The 16,897-nt window shown below is 62.3% G+C and carries 17 protein-coding genes and 1 pseudogene; 11 read left to right on the plus strand and 7 right to left on the minus strand.

What is annotated here, in order from left to right:
• Positions 1–26: 26 nt before the first annotated feature.
• Together K0F86_RS27635 and K0F86_RS18755 are read left to right on the plus strand one after the other, a co-directional pair.
• Positions 27–98, plus strand: a pseudogene (locus K0F86_RS27635) (hypothetical protein); the annotation flags it as partial.
• Positions 99–239: 141 nt separating this feature from the next.
• Complete coding sequence (locus K0F86_RS18755; RefSeq protein WP_257572246.1) at positions 240–971, plus strand: DEAD/DEAH box helicase; 732 nt, start codon at positions 240–242, stop codon at positions 969–971.
• Between the two features lie 156 nt (positions 972–1,127).
• Here K0F86_RS18755 and K0F86_RS18760 read toward each other — a convergent pair whose 3' ends face one another.
• A complete protein-coding gene (locus tag K0F86_RS18760; protein ID WP_219135804.1) occupies positions 1,128–2,528 on the minus strand; it encodes a heavy metal sensor histidine kinase in 1,401 nt (466 codons plus the stop codon).
• Positions 2,525–3,235, minus strand: coding sequence for a heavy metal response regulator transcription factor (locus K0F86_RS18765; RefSeq protein ID WP_219135805.1), 711 nt, complete (start codon positions 3,233–3,235; stop codon positions 2,525–2,527). The genes K0F86_RS18760 and K0F86_RS18765 overlap by 4 nt, the downstream gene beginning before the upstream one ends.
• A gap of 138 nt (positions 3,236–3,373) precedes the next feature.
• On the opposite strand from K0F86_RS18765, the gene K0F86_RS18770 reads away from it, so the two are divergent.
• On the plus strand, positions 3,374–3,868 hold the full coding sequence (locus K0F86_RS18770; RefSeq protein WP_219135806.1) for a heme-binding protein: 495 nt from the start codon (positions 3,374–3,376) through the stop codon (positions 3,866–3,868).
• Between the two features lie 11 nt (positions 3,869–3,879).
• On the plus strand, positions 3,880–4,287 hold the full coding sequence (gene uraH, locus K0F86_RS18775; RefSeq protein ID WP_219135807.1) for a hydroxyisourate hydrolase: 408 nt from the start codon (positions 3,880–3,882) through the stop codon (positions 4,285–4,287).
• 14 nt (positions 4,288–4,301) lie between these two features.
• On the opposite strand, the gene K0F86_RS18780 is transcribed toward uraH, so the two are convergent.
• Positions 4,302–5,000 (minus strand): glutathione binding-like protein, encoded by a 699-nt coding sequence (locus tag K0F86_RS18780; protein WP_219135808.1) that lies wholly within the window; start codon positions 4,998–5,000, stop codon positions 4,302–4,304.
• A gap of 190 nt (positions 5,001–5,190) precedes the next feature.
• Here K0F86_RS18780 and K0F86_RS18785 point away from each other — a divergent pair, with 190 nt between their 5' ends.
• Positions 5,191–5,616, plus strand: a complete 426-nt coding sequence (locus K0F86_RS18785; RefSeq protein WP_219135809.1) for a hypothetical protein — start codon at positions 5,191–5,193, stop codon at positions 5,614–5,616.
• A gap of 1 nt (position 5,617) precedes the next feature.
• On the opposite strand, the gene K0F86_RS18790 is transcribed toward K0F86_RS18785, so the two are convergent.
• Positions 5,618–7,252 carry a methyl-accepting chemotaxis protein gene (locus K0F86_RS18790; protein ID WP_219135810.1) on the minus strand — a complete coding sequence of 545 codons (1,635 nt, stop codon included), beginning with the start codon at positions 7,250–7,252 and terminating at the stop codon, positions 5,618–5,620.
• Positions 7,253–7,542: 290 nt separating this feature from the next.
• On the opposite strand from K0F86_RS18790, the gene K0F86_RS18795 reads away from it, so the two are divergent.
• Together K0F86_RS18795 and K0F86_RS18800 are read left to right on the plus strand one after the other, a co-directional pair.
• Positions 7,543–7,971, plus strand: coding sequence for an EamA family transporter (locus K0F86_RS18795; protein WP_219118720.1), 429 nt, complete (start codon positions 7,543–7,545; stop codon positions 7,969–7,971).
• Between the two features lie 73 nt (positions 7,972–8,044).
• Positions 8,045–8,410, plus strand: coding sequence for a hypothetical protein (locus K0F86_RS18800; protein ID WP_099761670.1), 366 nt, complete (start codon positions 8,045–8,047; stop codon positions 8,408–8,410).
• Here the strand turns inward: K0F86_RS18800 and K0F86_RS18805 are convergent.
• Positions 8,404–8,838, minus strand: coding sequence for a hypothetical protein (locus K0F86_RS18805; protein WP_219135812.1), 435 nt, complete (start codon positions 8,836–8,838; stop codon positions 8,404–8,406). The genes K0F86_RS18800 and K0F86_RS18805 overlap by 7 nt on opposite strands.
• A gap of 192 nt (positions 8,839–9,030) precedes the next feature.
• Between K0F86_RS18805 and K0F86_RS18810 the strand changes: the two genes are divergently transcribed.
• A complete protein-coding gene (locus K0F86_RS18810; protein ID WP_219135902.1) occupies positions 9,031–9,849 on the plus strand; it encodes a helix-turn-helix transcriptional regulator in 819 nt (272 codons plus the stop codon).
• A gap of 47 nt (positions 9,850–9,896) precedes the next feature.
• Here K0F86_RS18810 and folE read toward each other — a convergent pair whose 3' ends face one another.
• Both folE and nudC read right to left on the minus strand, forming a co-directional pair.
• Entirely contained in the window at positions 9,897–10,463 is a 567-nt protein-coding gene (folE, locus tag K0F86_RS18815) for a GTP cyclohydrolase I FolE (protein WP_035822985.1), read from the minus strand.
• Between the two features lie 74 nt (positions 10,464–10,537).
• Entirely contained in the window at positions 10,538–11,377 is an 840-nt protein-coding gene (gene nudC, locus K0F86_RS18820) for an NAD(+) diphosphatase (protein WP_219135813.1), read from the minus strand.
• Positions 11,378–11,673: 296 nt separating this feature from the next.
• Between nudC and K0F86_RS18825 the strand changes: the two genes are divergently transcribed.
• The 3 genes from K0F86_RS18825 (at position 11,674) to K0F86_RS18835 (ending at position 16,799) form a co-directional block, all read left to right on the plus strand.
• Positions 11,674–14,007 (plus strand): catecholate siderophore receptor Fiu, encoded by a 2,334-nt coding sequence (locus K0F86_RS18825; RefSeq protein WP_219135814.1) that lies wholly within the window; start codon positions 11,674–11,676, stop codon positions 14,005–14,007.
• Between the two features lie 374 nt (positions 14,008–14,381).
• Complete coding sequence (locus K0F86_RS18830) at positions 14,382–15,695, plus strand: dicarboxylate/amino acid:cation symporter (protein WP_219135815.1); 1,314 nt, start codon at positions 14,382–14,384, stop codon at positions 15,693–15,695.
• Between the two features lie 108 nt (positions 15,696–15,803).
• Positions 15,804–16,799, plus strand: coding sequence for a porin (locus K0F86_RS18835; protein WP_219135816.1), 996 nt, complete (start codon positions 15,804–15,806; stop codon positions 16,797–16,799).
• Positions 16,800–16,897 lie beyond the last annotated feature (98 nt).

The following is a 16,897-nucleotide window of genomic DNA, read 5'->3' on the forward strand; positions in this document are numbered from 1 at the left end:
CCTCGTTCGCCCGCCAGTTCCAGGGCATGGGCCCCGAATCGCTGGGCTGGCTGTTCATCGATGAAGCGGGCCAGGCCGTGCCGCAAGCGGCGCTGGGCAGCCTGTGGCGCGCCAAACGTGCTGTCATCGTGGGCGACCCGCTGCAGATCGAACCCGTGTTCACGGTGCCGGGCCGCCTCGTGCAAGCCCTGTCCGCGCTGTCGCCGCATACGCAGGATGGCAGTTACGCGCCGACTTCCGTGTCCGTGCAGACCCTGGCCGACAAGGCCAACCGCTATGGCGCCGTCGTCGGTGCCGGCAGCGCGCAGCCGCTGTGGATCGGCAGCCCCCTGCGCGTGCACCGCCGCTGCGTGGAACCGATGTTCTCGCTGGCCAACAGCATCGCCTACGAAGACAAGATGGTCTACGGGCTAACCGACCGCACGCCGCCGGCCGGCGCGCGCGGCCTGACGCGGGGGCCCAGCCGCTGGATCGACGCTGCTGGCCCCGTCAGCTACAAGCAGGTGGTGCCCGTGCAGCTCGATTTCGTGCTGGAAGTGCTGCTGAAACTGTATCGCCGCGATGGCAAGCTGCCCGACATGTATGTGATTACGCCGTTCAAGGCCGTGCGCAACGAATTGCGCTCGCGCATCGTCGACATGGACTGGGACCGCCGCCTCGGCTATGGCAAGGCGCCGACGGCGCGCGAATTGCGCCAGTGGAGCAGCCAGATGGTGGGCACCGTGCACACCTTCCAGGGCAAGGAACAAAGCGTGGTGATGCTGGTCCTGGGCGCCGACGACAGCACGGCCGGCGCCGCGCAATGGGCGGCGGCCACGCCGAATTTGCTCAACGTGGCCCTGACGCGCGCACAACATTATGTGTACATCGTCGGCAACCCCTTGCTGTGGGGACAGTTGCCGCACTTTGCGCCCGCCTGCGCGCAATTGCCGCATACGGGCATGCATGAGTTTTTGGTGGAGATGGGCTGACGGCCCCGAGACCATGCGGAACCACGTAATCCGACAATATTATTGACGGCTCTTGTCGGATTACGCGTGGCTTCGCCTCGCGAATCCGACCTACCCTGCGCCGGAATGCGGCGTAGGTCGGATTAGCGTAGCGTAATCCGACACCACCCCAGTCAATTACGCCGGAAAAACCAGGGTAAACGTCGTGGCGGCCGCGTCGGACGCCACGCTCGCGCTGCCGCCATGCAATTGCATGATGGCCGTGACGATGGCCAGCCCTAATCCTGTGGAGGCGGCCGAGTCGCTGCGGGCCGGGTCGGCGCGATAAAAACGCTCGAACAGGTGGGGCAAGTGGCGCGCGGGGATGGCGGGGCCGAGGTTACTCACGCTTAGTTCCACGCCCTCGTTCGTCGCGTGCGAACGCAATAAAATTGTGCTGCCCGGCGCCGCGTGGCGGATCGCGTTCGACAGCAGGTTGCCGAGCGCGCGGCGCAGCAGTTGCGGCTCGGCCGTCACCATGCCGCTGCCGTGGCAGGCCAGCGCCAGCTCGCGCTCTTCGGCCAGGCCTTCAAAGAAATCGGCCAGGCGCAAGAATTCGTCCTGCACGGGCAAGGCTTGCTTGACAAGGATCATCTCGTCCTGCTGCGCGCGCGCCAGAAACAGCATGCTGTCGATCATGCGCGACAGCCGTTCCAGCTCTTCCACGTTCGACGACACCAGCTGTTCATACTCGTGCGCGCTGCGGGGGCGGGCCAGCATGACCTGGCTTTGTCCCAGCAGATTCGTGACGGGCGTGCGAAATTCATGCGCGAGGTCGGCGGAAAACTGCGACAGCCGCGCATACCCTTCCTGCAGCCGCGCCAGCATGGCGTTCAAGGCCTGGATCAGGGGCAACAATTCCGTGGGCGCATCGCGCGCCTCCAGCTGCTGGCCCAGTTTGCCGGGCCGCACCAAAGCCGCATGGGCGGCGATATTGCGCAGCGGCCGCAGTCCCCGCAGCAGCATCACGCTGGCAAGCAAGGCCGCCACCAGCGCGCTGACGGCCACGGAGACGACAATCTGCCAGCGGTAGGCGGCAAACATGGCCGTGCGGTCGCCGTAGACGCGGGCGACGGAAATGTCGGCCATCTGCGCCGGATCGCCGATGCGCGCGCTGGCCGCCACGACCCGGGCCGGATAGCCGTCGCGGCTGGTCCAGCTGGCGATGTCGTTGGCAGTGACGGGCGCATCGACGGCCACGGGAACAGGATGCGCCACCGTCTCGCCATGCGGATTGACATCGATCAAACGCGTGCCATCGGCGCGCACGATGCGCACCAGGGAGTTCTCCTGTCCGCTCATGGTGTCGCGGAAATACTGGGGCCGCTCGCGGATGATATCGAGCGTGCCCGCATTGCCGAGTAATTGCTGGATCTGTCGCAGTTTGCCCAGCAATAAAATATCGTCGCGGCGCTCGATTTCCGCGACGAATGAACGGTACAGATGCATGCCCAGTCCCGCCGACACGAGCGCCACGATCAATACGAAGACGAGCGTGACGCGCAGGGTCAGCGAGCGCCGCAGTTTCGCCAGCTTCATGCGGCCGCGCCGCTGTCTGGAGCGGATGGCGCGCGCAATTCGCAGACATAGCCCATGCCCCGCAGAGTGTGGATCAGCTTGGGTTCGAACGGGTCGTCGAGCTTGCTGCGCAGGCGGCGGATGGCCGCGTCGATCACGTTGGTGTCGCTCTCGAAATTGATGTCCCACACTTGCGAGGCGATGATGGAGCGCGACAAGACCTCGCCCTGGCGCCGCGCCAACAAATGCAGCAAGCCGAATTCCTTGGCCGTCAGGGTGATGCGCTGGCCTTGCCGGCTGACCTTGCGTTTCATCACATCGATTTCCATGTCGCCGATGCGGATGACGTCGTCTTCACGCGGTGGCCCGCGCCGCAGCAGGGTGCGGATGCGCGCCACCAGTTCGGCAAAGGCGAACGGTTTCACCAGGTAATCGTCGGCGCCCAGTTCCAACCCTTTCACGCGGTCCTGCACCTCGTCGCGCGCCGTGAGAAAAATCACGGGCACATCCGCACCGCCCTCTTGCAGGCGCAGCGCGCGCAAGACTTGCCAGCCATCCATGATGGGCAGCATCACGTCGAGCACGATGAGATCGGGTGACTCCGTACTTGCCATGTGCAAGCCGTCGCGGCCATTGCGTGCCAGGCTCACCGTAAAGCCGGACTCGGCCAGGCCACGCAGCAAATAGTCGCCCGTCTTCGGCTCGTCTTCGATTACCAGGATGCGCATGGCCGCTTTCTAAGTAGAATATAAAACCATTCTACGCCGCGCGCCGGGTACTGCGGATGATAAAAATGTCATGCGTCGATCATCTTCTCGTAGGGTAACACTGGCCATACTGGCGCCACCTTATCAACGGACCGCCACATGAAAACCCTACTTTTCGGCAGTACTCTGCTGTGCCTGCTGGCCAGCCCCGCCCACGCCCAGTTGCGCCAGGTCGATGACCTTTCTCTGGCAATGGCCAACACGCTGGCGAATGCGGCCATCGCCGCTTGCCAGGCGCAAGGCCGGCACATCGTCGTCAGCGTGCTGGACCGTGGCGGCAATGTCGTGGCCGTGCAGCGCGCCGATGGCGTCGGGCCGCACAACACGCAGGCCAGCCGGCGCAAGGCCTACACGGCCCTGTCGACGAAAAATGATACCCAGGCGCTGGCCGTGGCCGCGCGCGGCAATCCTGACATGGCCAATTTGACGACACTGCCGGAACTGCTGCTGCTGGGCGGCGGCCTGCCCTTGCGCGCCAAGGGAGAAGTCGTCGGCGCCATCGGCGTGGCTGGCGGCGGTGGCGCCCTGCAAGACCGCGCCTGCGCCCTGGCCGCCCTGGCCGCCATCCCTGAACTCGATTCCCCCACCCTGTGAAAGCAACGACGATGAGCTATTTGAAAAAAACCGCTGCCGCCCTGGCGTTCGCCAGCCTGTCTGCCATGGCGCTGGCCGCCAATCCCTTGAGCGTGCACATCCTCGACTTGCAGAGCGGCCAGCCGACGGCGGGCGTGACGGTGACCCTGGAGCAAAAGAAGGACAACGACTGGAAACAATTAAGCAGCGCCGTGACGAATGCGCAGGGGCGCATCGCGGCCATGTATCCGGAAAATCAAGCCATGCAGGCGGGCGACTACCGCATCGTGTTCAAGACGGGAGAACACTATGCGCGGCTGAAACAGGAAACCTTCTTCCCGGAAATCCCCGTGCAATTTCATGTGGAAAAGACCGAGCAGCACTATCACATTCCGTTGCTGCTCAGTCCTTTCGGCTTTTCCACGTATCGGGGTAACTGAGGGGCAACTGAAACTTAGCCGAGTGTCTTCGCCGTCTGGCCGAACAGCACGCTTTTCGCGTCGCCGCTGACGGTGGGCTGCACGTTGATTTCGGCCGCGCGGGCATACGCGCGCACGGTGGCGGGACGGGCGGCGATGGCCGCGAACCAGCGCGCCAGGTGCGGGAAATCTTCCAGCTTCTGGCGCTGGCGTTCGTGCGGCACGATCCATGGGTAGATCGCCATGTCGGCGATGGAATACGTGTCGCCAGCAACGAATGCGCGGTCCGCCAGGCGCTTGTTCAGCACGCCGTATAGCCGGTTCGTTTCGTTCACGTAGCGCGTGATGGCGTAGTCGATGGGCTCGGGCGCGTATTGCACGAAATGGTGGTTTTGTCCGGCCATCGGGCCAAGGCCGCCCATTTGCCAGAACAGCCATTGCATCACCTCGGCGCGGCCGCGCACGTCGTCCGGCAGGAATTGCCCGCTTTTCTCGGCCAGGTATTGCAAAATCGCCCCCGACTCGAACAGCGACAGGGGTGCGCCGCCATCTGCCGGTGCCTGGTCGACGATGGCGGGGATGCGGTTGTTGGGCGCGATGGCAAGAAACTCGGGCGTGAACTGCTCACCCTTGCCGATATGCACGGGAATGATGTTGTAGGGGATGCCCGCTTCTTCCAGGAACATCGTCACTTTGTGCCCGTTGGGCGTGGTCCAGTAATACAGGTCGATCATCGTCGTCTTTCAGCTCGTTGGCATAGGGAGGGCGTAACTATTGTCGCGCCGCAACTGGTGTGCATGGATATAATGCCACGTAAGCGAAAAACAAGACGGCGCGTGCCCCGCTTGCCATGCCAGCAAGCGCCCACTCTCGCCGCAAGAATTGAACTCCGCCATTCCCGAGAACCACCAAAGAAAGCCGACCATGCGCAAACTCCTGATCGTCATGCTGTCCGTCCTGCTGTCAGGCTGTGTCCAGGACTTCGCCATCTATATGTTCGACGGCCAGGACCATTCCCTGACCGTGCGCCGCCAGCAGCGTTATTTTTGGCAAGATACCGTGGAAGTGCAGCTGATGGCGACCAACTTGCCGCAATGCCAGCGCCTGCATATCCTGTCCACCGATGCGCCGGCCGACATCAAGGTGGAGCTGTTTGCGGCCGGTGATGGCCTGTGGAATATCCGCATGGGCAAGCAGTTGTGGCAGGCGGAAACGACGACTTGCAATGCGCTGACGGAAATGGAAAACGACCCGAAAGCCGACCTGGGCCAGCCGCTCGGGCAATTCGTGGTCGTCGATGACAAGCTGGAATTCGAGCCGGCGCCGCCAACGGCGGCGCCAGCCCAGTAACTCAGCGCGCCGCCAGGCTGCGCAGCGGCTTTTTCGCCACGGCGCGTGGCGCGCCAGCCGAGCGCGACGCCGTCGCCGGTTCCTGCGCCGACAGCTTGAAGCGCGCCACCAGCTGCGCCAGCACGGCCGCCTGGTCCTGCATGCTGGCCGCCGCTGCCGCCGCCTCTTCCACCAGTGCCGCATTTTGCTGCGTCACGCTGTCCATTTCCGTGATCGCCTGATTGACGTGGCCGATGCCCGTGCTTTGCTCGTGCGAGGCGGCCGTGATATCGGCCATGATGTCGGTCACGCGCGACACGGAAGCCACCACCTGATCCATGGTCGTGCCCGCCTGTGCGACGAGGGCGCTGCCGGCCGCGATGCTGTCGACGGAAGCGCCGATGAGTTCCTTGATTTCCTTCGCCGCGCCCGCCGAGCGCTGCGCCAGGTTGCGCACTTCCGACGCCACCACGGCAAAGCCGCGGCCCTGCTCGCCCGCGCGTGCCGCTTCCACCGCCGCATTCAGTGCCAGGATATTCGTCTGGAAGGCGATGCCGTCGATGACGCCGATGATGTCGACGATCTTGCGCGAGGAGGCGTTGATGGTGTCCATGGTGCCGATCACTTGCGCCACCACGGCGCCGCCCTGGCGCGCCACGGCGGAAGCGGACTGTGCCAGTTCATTCGCCTGCACGGCATTGCCCGCGTTTTGCGTCACGGTGGAGGTCAATTCCTCCATCGAGGCCGCCGTTTCTTCCAGCGAACTGGCCTGCATTTCCGTGCGTGCCGACAAGTCCATATTGCCGCTGGCAATCTCGCTCGATGCCGTGGCGATCGTTTCGGCGCTGTGGCGGATTTCGCTGATCGCATCGACCAGGTTGGCCTGCATGGTTTTCATCGCGTACAGCACGCTGTGGCGGTCGTTGGCATGCGTGCGCACGGCGCCGCTCAAGTCGTTATTCGCGATCTGGGCAGCCACGTCGGCCGCATATTCGGGATCGCCGCCCAGCGCATGGCGCAGGCTGCGGTTGATCGCCACGACGACGGCGGCCAGCAAGCCGCACACCAGCAACAGTACGCCCAGCGAGGTGATCAGCGACTGGCGGAAGGCCGCGTCGATATCGTCCATGTACACGCCCACCACGATGGTCCAGCTCCACGGCTTGTAGGCCACCACGCGGCTCATCTTCGGTTCGGCGTTCTTCTGGCCGGGACGGGGGAAGTAATAGTGGACGAAGCCCTTGCCCGCATCGCTCTTGCCGACGGCAACGATGTCGCGGTACAGATAGGTGCCATTGGCATCTTTAAAATCCGCCATGTTCTTGCCGTTGGTTTGCGGCGCGGCGGGATTCATCACGACGACGGCATCGAGGTTGATGATGGACAAATAACCGGTCTCGCCAAAGCGCATGCTCTTGATGACGGCGGTGGCCTGCTTCTGCGCCTCTTCCTGCGTCAGGGCGCCGCTGGCGGCCAGGTCGCCGAACATCTTGACGGCGCCCAGGCCCAGGTCGGCGGCATTGCTCAGGTCGGCGCTGCGCTCTTCGATACGGATCTTGCGAATTTCCAGGGCGTTATAGACAAAAATAACGGTGATGCACAACAGGCTGCAAAGCAGGGGGATCCATAACTTCTGCTGGAACGTCAATTTCTTCATTCTATGTCTCCAACTCTCTATTGTGCGGCGGTGGGGCGTATCCCGCTTCCAGCTCGACAGGCCAGGAATGCGGCGGCGACGGTGCTCTGGCGGCACCGTTCAGACGACTCCAGCATACGCTCGAACTACCGATATTTACAATGCCGGGAAGCAATGTTTTTTACACAGTGTTGTTAATGGGCTGCGACAATTGATGAGAATTGATGCTGCGTTGCAATAAAAATTATTGGCAGCGGCCGCCATGCTTTTACGCTACAGTCACTGCAATTATTCAGCGCGCAGGGAGTCCCGTGTCGACCACCTTTACCTGGCAAGGCTTTGCCATCCTGTCGGCCGTATTCGCGGCCCTGACGGCCATCCTGGGCAAGCTGGGCGTGGCCCATCTGAACAGCAACATGGCCACCTTGATACGCACGGGCGTCATCCTCCTGGTGACGGCAGCCATCATCTCGCTGCGCGCGGAGTGGCAGCGCCCCAGCGGCGGCAACTGGGTGGGCTGGACTTGCCTGATCGCCTCGGGCGTGGCCACGGGACTGTCGTGGCTCTGCTATTTCCGCGCGCTGCAACTGGGCCCCGTCTCGCTGGTGGCGCCCGTCGACAAGCTCAGCGTGGCGCTGGTGATGCTGGCCGGCTGGCTGGTGCTGGGCGAGCCGTTCACCGTGAAAGCGGCCCTCGGCGGTGGCTTGATCGTGCTCGGCTCGCTGATTTTGCTACTGTGAGGCATTCGATGGCACGCGGCGGCGCGCCTGTGTCAGAATGCACGCCGCATAGATCGAATCACGAAAGAACAGCATGACCAAGAATGAAGCCATGAAACGCATCAACGACCGCCTGGGCAAACCCACGCTGACGGACAAGAACACGCATTTTGCCAGCGTCGCCAGCTATGGCACGGACGAAGGCTGGTGGCTGAAGATTCCCTTCCTGACCTTCAAGCAGGAATTGCATTTCATCCTCAACAATGAGAAAACGAAAAGCTTCCAGCACCTGAAAATCGGCGCCAGCCAGATCCTCAGCCCCGGCATGAGGTTCCGCAGCACGGGCGGTGCCGCCGACGCCTTCATGTCGGCCTCGGCACCGAAACGCCTGGTCGACTTGCTCGACGGCGGCAGCAAGTACAACTTCACCAAGCATTTCGTCAACGATTATCGTTACTGATGCGCGGCCGTGCTGCCGTCGCCTGGCGGTAGCCGCGGCGGCAGCCACGCCTTGATCAAATGCTGCGCGATGTCGAGCGCGTCGTCGCGGCTGGTGCCGAAATGCAGGGGATAGCCCCAGAACTTGCCGAACATGACGGCGAAGGCCTTGCCGGCCAGGCGCTTGGCGGCGCTCGGTTCGACCAGCACCATGCCCTGGATATACGCGCGGATGGCCGCCTTGTTCTGCTTCATCCAGAGCGCGGCCCGCTTGCGCTCTTCCTGCGGGTGCGCATGCCCGTCCTCGGCCAAGCCTTCCTCGCTGAGGATGACACATGCCTGGCGGCGCGCCAGCAAGGCGTCAAACTGGGCAAACAGCATATCGGGCTGGTCAGGCGCTGCCTCGCGGCGCATCCAGACGAGGGGGAAAGTGGATAAATCAAGTTGCATGGTGTGACTCCTTCGGGGGTTGCCGTTCCTCCTTACCTTCATCAGAACACTGGCGGCGGCGGTTGCCGTTGAAGCGGGGCTGCGGATAAGCATACGATACCGATGGCGGCGCCGGACGTCATTGCATACAATAGCCACAATATTATTCAATCCGGCCAACATACTCCCATGCCCCATCCTCTCTTGCCCAGCATGCTGACGGCCCATCTGGGGCTGGACGCCGGCGCCTCCATCATCGATTTCGACGTCGACGGCGTGCTGCGTCCGCTGCTGGCCGTGGGCCTGGCCAGTGTGCACGAGGACGAGGAGCATGCGCCGCACCAGCACCGCAAGGGGCAGCTGCTGTACGCCACGCGGGGCGTCATACATTGCGAAGTGGAAAGCGGGGTGTGGATCGTGCCGCCCCAGTGCGCCGTGTGGATACCGGGCGGCCTGATGCATTCGGCGCACGGCGTGGGCGAGGCCGAGTGCTATTGCCTGTTTGTCGAGCCGGCCATGGCGCCGGCCTTGCCCGCCGTCTGCTGCACGGTGGCCGTCTCGCCCCTGCTGCGCGAACTGATCGCCAAGGCGGCCTGCTTCCCCACCCTGACCGCGCTGCACGGCGCGCAGGAACGCTTGGTGGCCACACTGCTCGATGAGTTGGCCACGGCGCCGGTGGAAGACTTGCATTTGCCGATGCCGCGCGACGCGCGCCTGCGCCGCCTGGCGGCCCTGCTGCTGGCGCAACCAGCCGATACAAGCACGCTGGCCGAGTGGGCCAGCCGCATCGGCATGAGCGAGCGCAGCATGACCCGCCAGTCACTGGCGGAAATGGGCATGAGCGTGGGCCGCTGGCGCCGGCAATTGCACGTCATCCTTGCCTTGCAGCGGCTGGCGCAAGGGCGCAGCGTGAAAGCGGTGGCGCTGGAACTGGGCTATGAAAATACCAGCGGTTTTGTCACCATGTTCCGCAAGGCAGTGGGCAAGCCGCCAGCGCGTTATCTGGCGGAACGGGAATCCGGAAGAATATAAAAAAAGGCGGCATCAGCCGCCTTCGTCCCGCATCGTCGCCGAAATAATCAAACTTCGCGCGCCAGGGCCAAAAATTCCGTGCGCAGCGCCAGGTTCGGCTGCATCTCGCCCAGCATCGCCGAGGTGATGGTTTCTTCGCCCGGCGTGCGGATGCCGCGGCTTTCCATGCACAGGTGGCGGCAGCGTACGACCACACCCACCGATTTCGGTTCCAGCACTTCCATCAGGGCATTGGCGATCTGCATCGTCATGCGTTCCTGCACTTGCAGGCGCTTGGAGAAACAATCGACCAGGCGCGTCAATTTCGACAAGCCGACGATCTTGCCGTTGGGCACATAACCGATGGTGGCCTTGCCAAAGAACGGCGCCAGGTGGTGTTCGCAATGGCTGTAGACAGGGATGCCGCGCACGACGATCAGCTCGTTGTACTGTTCCGCGCCATCTTCAAAGGCTTTCAGCAAGTCCACCGGGTCCTGGCCATAGCCGGACGTCCAGTGCTTCCACGCCTTGGCCACGCGCGCCGGCGTTTCCAGCAGGCCAGGACGCTGCGGGTCTTCGCCAAAGCTGCTGATCAGCCGGCGCCAGTCGTTTTCGGAGAATTCTTCTTGAGACATGCTACACCACCCTAAAATTTTCAATTGCCGCCAGTATATAGAAAATGCGGCAAGCTGCCTGAGCAGCCCCCGCTTTACGACACTGCCGGCGGGCGGTGCGCTCTCACCAGCAGCGCCGAGATCGACACGCTGGAACTCGCTTCCGGCCAGGCATCGCCGGGCCCGAACCAGCGCGCCTCGGCGATCTCGTTCTCGTCCAGACGGATCTCGCCGTCGAGGTAATCGGCCGTAAACGCAATCATCAGCGAATGGGGAAACGGCCAGGACTGGCTCATGAAGTACTGCAAGTTATGCACGCGCAAGCCCACCTCTTCCATCACTTCGCGGTGCACGGCTTCCTCGATCGATTCGCCCGCTTCCAGGAAACCGGCCAGCGGGCTGAAGCGCTGCGATGGCGAGTTTTTATGCATGGCCAGCAGCACCTGGTCGCCCTTGCGGATCAGCACCATCATGGCCGGCGAGATGCGCGGATACGCGAGCATGCCGCAGGCGGCGCACGTAAAACAGCGTTCGCCGCGCGTGCGCTGCATGGGCGTGGCGCACACGCCGCAATGGCGGTGCGTGCGCGCCCACTCGGCCAGCTGCACGGCGCGGCTGGCCAGGCCCAGGAAGCCATCGTCGACGGCGTTGAACAGCGAACGCATGCCGTGATACGCCAAGCCGCTATCGGCGGGCAACAACTCCGCATCTGTCCAGACCGTCTGGCAATAGCGGCCTTGCCACAGGCCCACGGGCTGGGCGCGACTCAGGTCGATATCGAGCGCGGCCGCCTCGGCGGCCGTGGGCAAGGTCAGCCCGGGCGTACGCAACAATAAACGCCCGCGGTGAAAGACGAATGTCAGCGTCTCGGTGGCGGCCGGGGCCGGTTCGGGCGTGTCGATCAGGGGAACGAAGGCAAGGGGAGTGTGCAGCATGTGCTGGGAAGAAATTTGTAAAGGTTGCTCATCATACTCCCGCCGCCGGACGCTTGCGCGCATAGCAGCGGCGGGGCCGCAAAGCAAGCATTCATGCGCCATGCGCGTATTTTTTTTGCGGCACGCCCAATCCGTTGCGTAAACGATACTGATAACGATTCTCATTTACGAAATAGCGCCCAGTTATTACAATACCGCCTATTCCGTCTCCATCGCCAGCCACTTGCCCGCGTGCCCAAGCACAGCGGCGCAGAGCCAGCCAGGAACCACCACCCTGAACTTATCGAGAGAGCAAGATGGCAATCAAGAGCCGCAAACACGCCCCAACCCGTTTCAACCAGCACATCGGCGCCGCCCTGGCCGTGATGCTGCTGCCCGTCGCCGCCCAGGCGGCCGACCCGGCCGGCCAAAGTGCCCCGGCATCGCAGCAAACCCTGAACGAAATCAAGGTCGTGGGCTCCAAGGAAAATGATTTCAAGGCCGAAAAAGCCTCGTCGCCGAAATACACGGAAGAGCTGGTCAATACGCCGCAAACCATCGTCGTGATCAAGAAGGAATTGATCGAACAGCAAGGCGCGCTGACCCTGACGGATGCGCTGCGCAACACGCCAGGCGTCGGTACCTTCTTCCTCGGCGAAAACGGCAACACGAACACGGGCGATGCCGTCTACATGCGCGGCTTCGATGCCTCGGGCAGCATCTATGTCGATGGCGTGCGCGACGTGGGTTCCATCTCGCGCGACGTCTTCAACATCGAACAGATCGATGTGCTGAAGGGCCCGGCGGGCACGGACAGCGGCCGCGGTTCGCCCACCGGTTCGATCAACCTGGTCAGCAAAACGGCCAGCATGGAAAACAAATTCAATTCCCTGCTGACGGTGGGCAGCGGCAAGCAGAAACGCGCCACGGCCGACTGGAACCGCATCCTCGACAGCGACTCGGGCACGGCCTTGCGCCTGAACCTGATGACGCAGGACAGCGGCAACCCGGCGCGCGATGAAGTCACCAACAAGCGCTGGGCCTTCGCGCCTACCGTCACCTTCGGCATCGGCAAGCCGACGCGCATCACGGCCAGCTACCTGCACGTGGATCAAAACAACGTACCCGACGGCTTCGTGCCGACCATCGGCTTGCCAGGCTACTCGGCGCCGGACGTCGCCACGAAAGAGAAACCGGTCGTGCGCACCTTCCTGAACAGCGCGGCGCGGGTCGATCCAAAGAATTTCTACGGTTCCACCGCAGACCACGACAAGGTCAAGGCCGACATGGGCACCTTGCGCATCGACCATGATTTTTCGCCTACGCTGCAACTGCAAAACACCACGCGCTACGGCAAGACCAAGCAGGATTACCTGCTGACGGCCTTCATGGGCAGCATGGACAACCTGAAGACGCCGGTCGTCACCGATCCGTCGACCTGGACCCTGGCGCGCTCGCTGCGCACCGTGAAGGACCAGGAAAACACGATCCTGACCAACCAGACCGTCGTCAGCGCGCAATTCGACACGGGCGTGCTGAAACACTCCGTGGTGGCCGGTGCCGAGTTCACCAGCGAAAAACAGACCAACTACGGCTATGTGCCTGCCAGCCTGGGCACCTTGCCGGACGCCAATCTGTACCACCCGAACCCGCGCGACCCCGTCACCGGCTACCAGCCCGTGCGCAGCGGCGCCTTCACCGAAGGCGAAGTCAACACGCAAAGCGCATATGTCTTTGACACCATCAAGTTCGGCGACAAGTGGATCTTCAATGGCGGCGTGCGCTTCGACCACTTCAACACCACCTATGACGCCGTCACCCTGCAAACAGCCGTCAAGCCGCCGGCGGTACAGCCATTGCCAGTGGGCACACCAATTCCCACTCACCTGACCCTGAGCGACACCCTGGCCAACGGCAAGATCTCGGCCCTGTACAAGCCGACGCCGGACAGCAGCGTGTACGCCTTGCTGGCCACGTCGAAGGCGCCACCGGGCACCAACTTCGCCCTGAGCACGGGCGCCAGCAGCGCACAAAACCCGAACTATGACCCGCAAGAAACCACCACCAAGGAAATCGGCACCAAGTGGGACTTCCTGAAGCAAAAACTGTCGCTGTCGGCCGCCGTCTACCAGACCACCGTCAAGAATGAAGTGGAACAGGATCCTGTCATCTCGACCATTTATTACCAGACCGGCAAGAAGCGCGTGCAAGGCGTCGAGATTGGCATGGTGGGCGAGATCATGCCGAACTGGCTGGTCAGCGCCGGCTACACGCGCATGAATACCAAGGTCGAGTCGAACAAGGTCTTCACGGCCAGCGGCGCCAATAACCTCACCTACACGCCTAAACAGGCGTTCACCAGCTGGACTTCGTACACCTTGCCGTTTGGCCTGAAGATCGGTGGCGGCGCGCGTTACGTGGGTGAAATGTTGCGCGGCACCGATGGCGCCGTCGGCACGCCGGCCCGCGTGGATGCCTACTGGGTCTTCGACGCCATGGCAACCTACACCGTCAACAAGAACCTCGACTTGCAGTTGAACGCCTACAACCTGGCCGACAAGACCTATGTGGCAGCCATCAACAAGTCCGGCTTCCGCTACACCCCGGGCCAGCCCCGTTCGTTCAGCCTGACGGCCAATATCAAGTTCTAAACACGCATTGCGCCATTTCAAGCCCCTCTTCGGAGGGGCTTTTTTATTGTCCTGATAATCTTGTCTTTTTGCCGCACCGCCACCCTGCCGCGACTAGCGTATGAAAAGTCATACAGCGATAGCCCGCCCCGTCCAATATTTCGCGCAAGCGTGCAAAATTGCGACATCTAAGCAACAAAAAAGCTTCCTTAAATCAACAACTTAAGAAGTTAGGTCGCAAATTCCCATTTCAGGCATATCCTTTGCTATGTACAGGTTTTGCTGCAAATAATCGCTGGCACGCAAAGGCTTGTTTTTGAGAAATACTGACTCCAAGCTTGAGTTGCTCGCTATCAATAATCCGCTCACAGCGGCGTTTCACCGGAGGAGTCAAAATGAAAAAGAAACGGCCATTAACCCTGTACATCCTGATTGCCATGATCCTCGGCATTGCCGTGGGCTATGGATGCAACACCGCCTTCCCTGATGCCAAGCTCAGCGCTCAGATCGCTGGCAATATTTCCATCGTCACCGACGTCTTCCTGCGCCTGATCAAGATGATCATCGCGCTGCTGGTGTTCTCCACCCTGACGGTCGGTATCGCCCACATGGGCGACGGCAAGACGGCGGGCCGCATCGGCTTGAAAGCCATGTGCTGGTTCGTCGTCGCCTCGCTGGTCTCGCTGGCGCTGGGCATGGTGCTGTCGAACCTGATGCAACTGGGTACCAACCTGGGCCTGCCACTGCCGGACGTACACGCTTCGACCAATTTGAAAACGGCCGCCTTCACCTTGAAAGATTTCTTCACGCACCTGGTGCCGAAGTCGCCGATCGAGGCCATGGCCAACAATGAAATCCTGCAAGTGCTGGTATTCTCGATCTTCTTCGGCGGCGCACTGGCCGGCCTGGGCGAATCGGGCAAGACCCTGACGGCCGTCGTCGACCAGCTGGCGCAAGTCATGCTGCGCATCACCGGCACCATCATGAACCTGGCCCCGCTGGCCGTGTTCGCCGCGATGGCCTCCGTCATCACCACCCACGGCCTGGGCGTGCTGGTCACGTTTGCCAAATTCATGGGCGGTTTCTACCTGGGCCTGCTGTGCCTGTGGACCCTGCTGATCGGCGCCGGCTTCGTCGTCATCGGCCCGCGCATCTTCAAGCTCGTCGGCCTGATCCGCGAACCATTCCTGCTGGCATTCTCGACGGCCAGCTCGGAAGCAGCGTATCCAAAACTGCTGACGGCGCTCGACCAGTTCGGCGTGGACCGCAAGATTTCCAGTTTTGTGTTGCCAATGGGCTACTCCTTCAATCTCGATGGCTCGATGATGTACTGCACCTTTGCCGTGCTGTTCATCGCGCAAGCCTACGGTATCGACCTGTCGATCGGCACGCAGATCACCATGCTGCTGCTGCTGATGCTGACCTCGAAAGGCATGGCCGGCGTGCCGCGCGCCTCGCTGGTGGTAATTGCCGCGACCCTGAACCAATTCAATATCCCGGAAGCGGGCTTGCTGCTGCTGATGGGTGTCGACCAATTCCTCGACATGGGCCGTTCGGCCACCAACGCGGTCGGCAATGCCGTCGCCACGGCCGTCGTCGCCAAGTGGGAAGGTGGCCTGGCCACCGAGGAAGAAGCCGCCGCGGCCAACGCCGCCAACCAGAACACGGAAAGCCATTGGGGCGAAGCGGATCACGCTAGCAAAGCCTGATAGCGCCATGGCCCGCCACAAGCGGGCCATTTATTTGTTGTCCATGTTGAGTAACAAGCAGTCAGGTAGTGCGATCAGTAGTCATTCCAACTTATTAGAGAGATTTTCATGAAAAAAGTCCTGTTTACCCTGCTGACCCTTGGCGTAGCCTCCACCGGCGCCATGGCCCAATCGAGCGTCACCATGTATGGCGTGGCTGACGCCGGCCTGGTGTTCGACAAGGATGCGGCTGGAAACCGCCTGAACCGCGTCGCTTCCGGCGTCGCTTCCGGCTCGCGCATCGGCTTCAAGGGCAAGGAAGACCTGGGTGGTGGCCTGGCCGCCATTTTCGTGCTGGAAAGTGGTTTCAACATCGATACCGGCACCTCGGGCCAGGGCGGCCGGCTGTTCGGCCGCCAGTCGTACGTCGGCCTGACCGGCAACGCCGGCGCCGTCACCTTGGGTCGCCAATACACGCCGTACTACCTGGCCCTGCGCGACGTGGCCGATCCGTTCGTCATCGGCCTGGCCGGCACGGCGTCGAACATTATGTCGACGACGAATTACCGCGTCGATAATATGGTGCAATACAGCACGCCGACCTGGAGCAAGCTGTCGGCCGACCTGGCGTATGGCTTTGGCGAAGTGCCCGGCGACAATGCGAAAAGCCGCAGCATGGGCGGCGCCGTGCACTACATCGACGGTCCGCTGAACGTGACCCTGACGCACCACCGCCAGGAAAATCCGCTGGCGACCGCGCAAACGCGCAACACCCTGCTGGCCACGCGCTACGACTTTGGCGTTGTGCAAGGCAACTTCGGCTATGCCGACAACCGCGCCCTGGACAACAGCAAGAGCAACGACATCCTGGTCGGCTTCAGCGCCCCGTTCGGCGCCACCAAGCTGGTCGCGTCGTACATCCACCACAACGACAAGAGCAGTGCCAACCGTGACGCCCAGCAGTGGGCCATCGGCGCCTTCTATGCGCTGTCCAAGCGCAGCGACCTGTACACAGGTTACGGCCACATCAGCAACAAGAATGGCGCGACCTACAAGGTCGGCAATGCCACCGACGATGGCACCGGTAACAGCGGTTTCAACTTGGGCATGCGTCATACATTCTGATCGCGGCTAGTTACAGCGCAGGCCGCCGGATGCATGTCCGGCGGCTTTTTTATTTCCGCGATTACTTAAATGCGATACTGTGGGTTCTTGCAAGTTGG

Source organism: Janthinobacterium sp. UMAB-60, assembly GCF_900095235.1.
GTDB lineage: Bacteria > Pseudomonadota > Gammaproteobacteria > Burkholderiales > Burkholderiaceae_D > Janthinobacterium.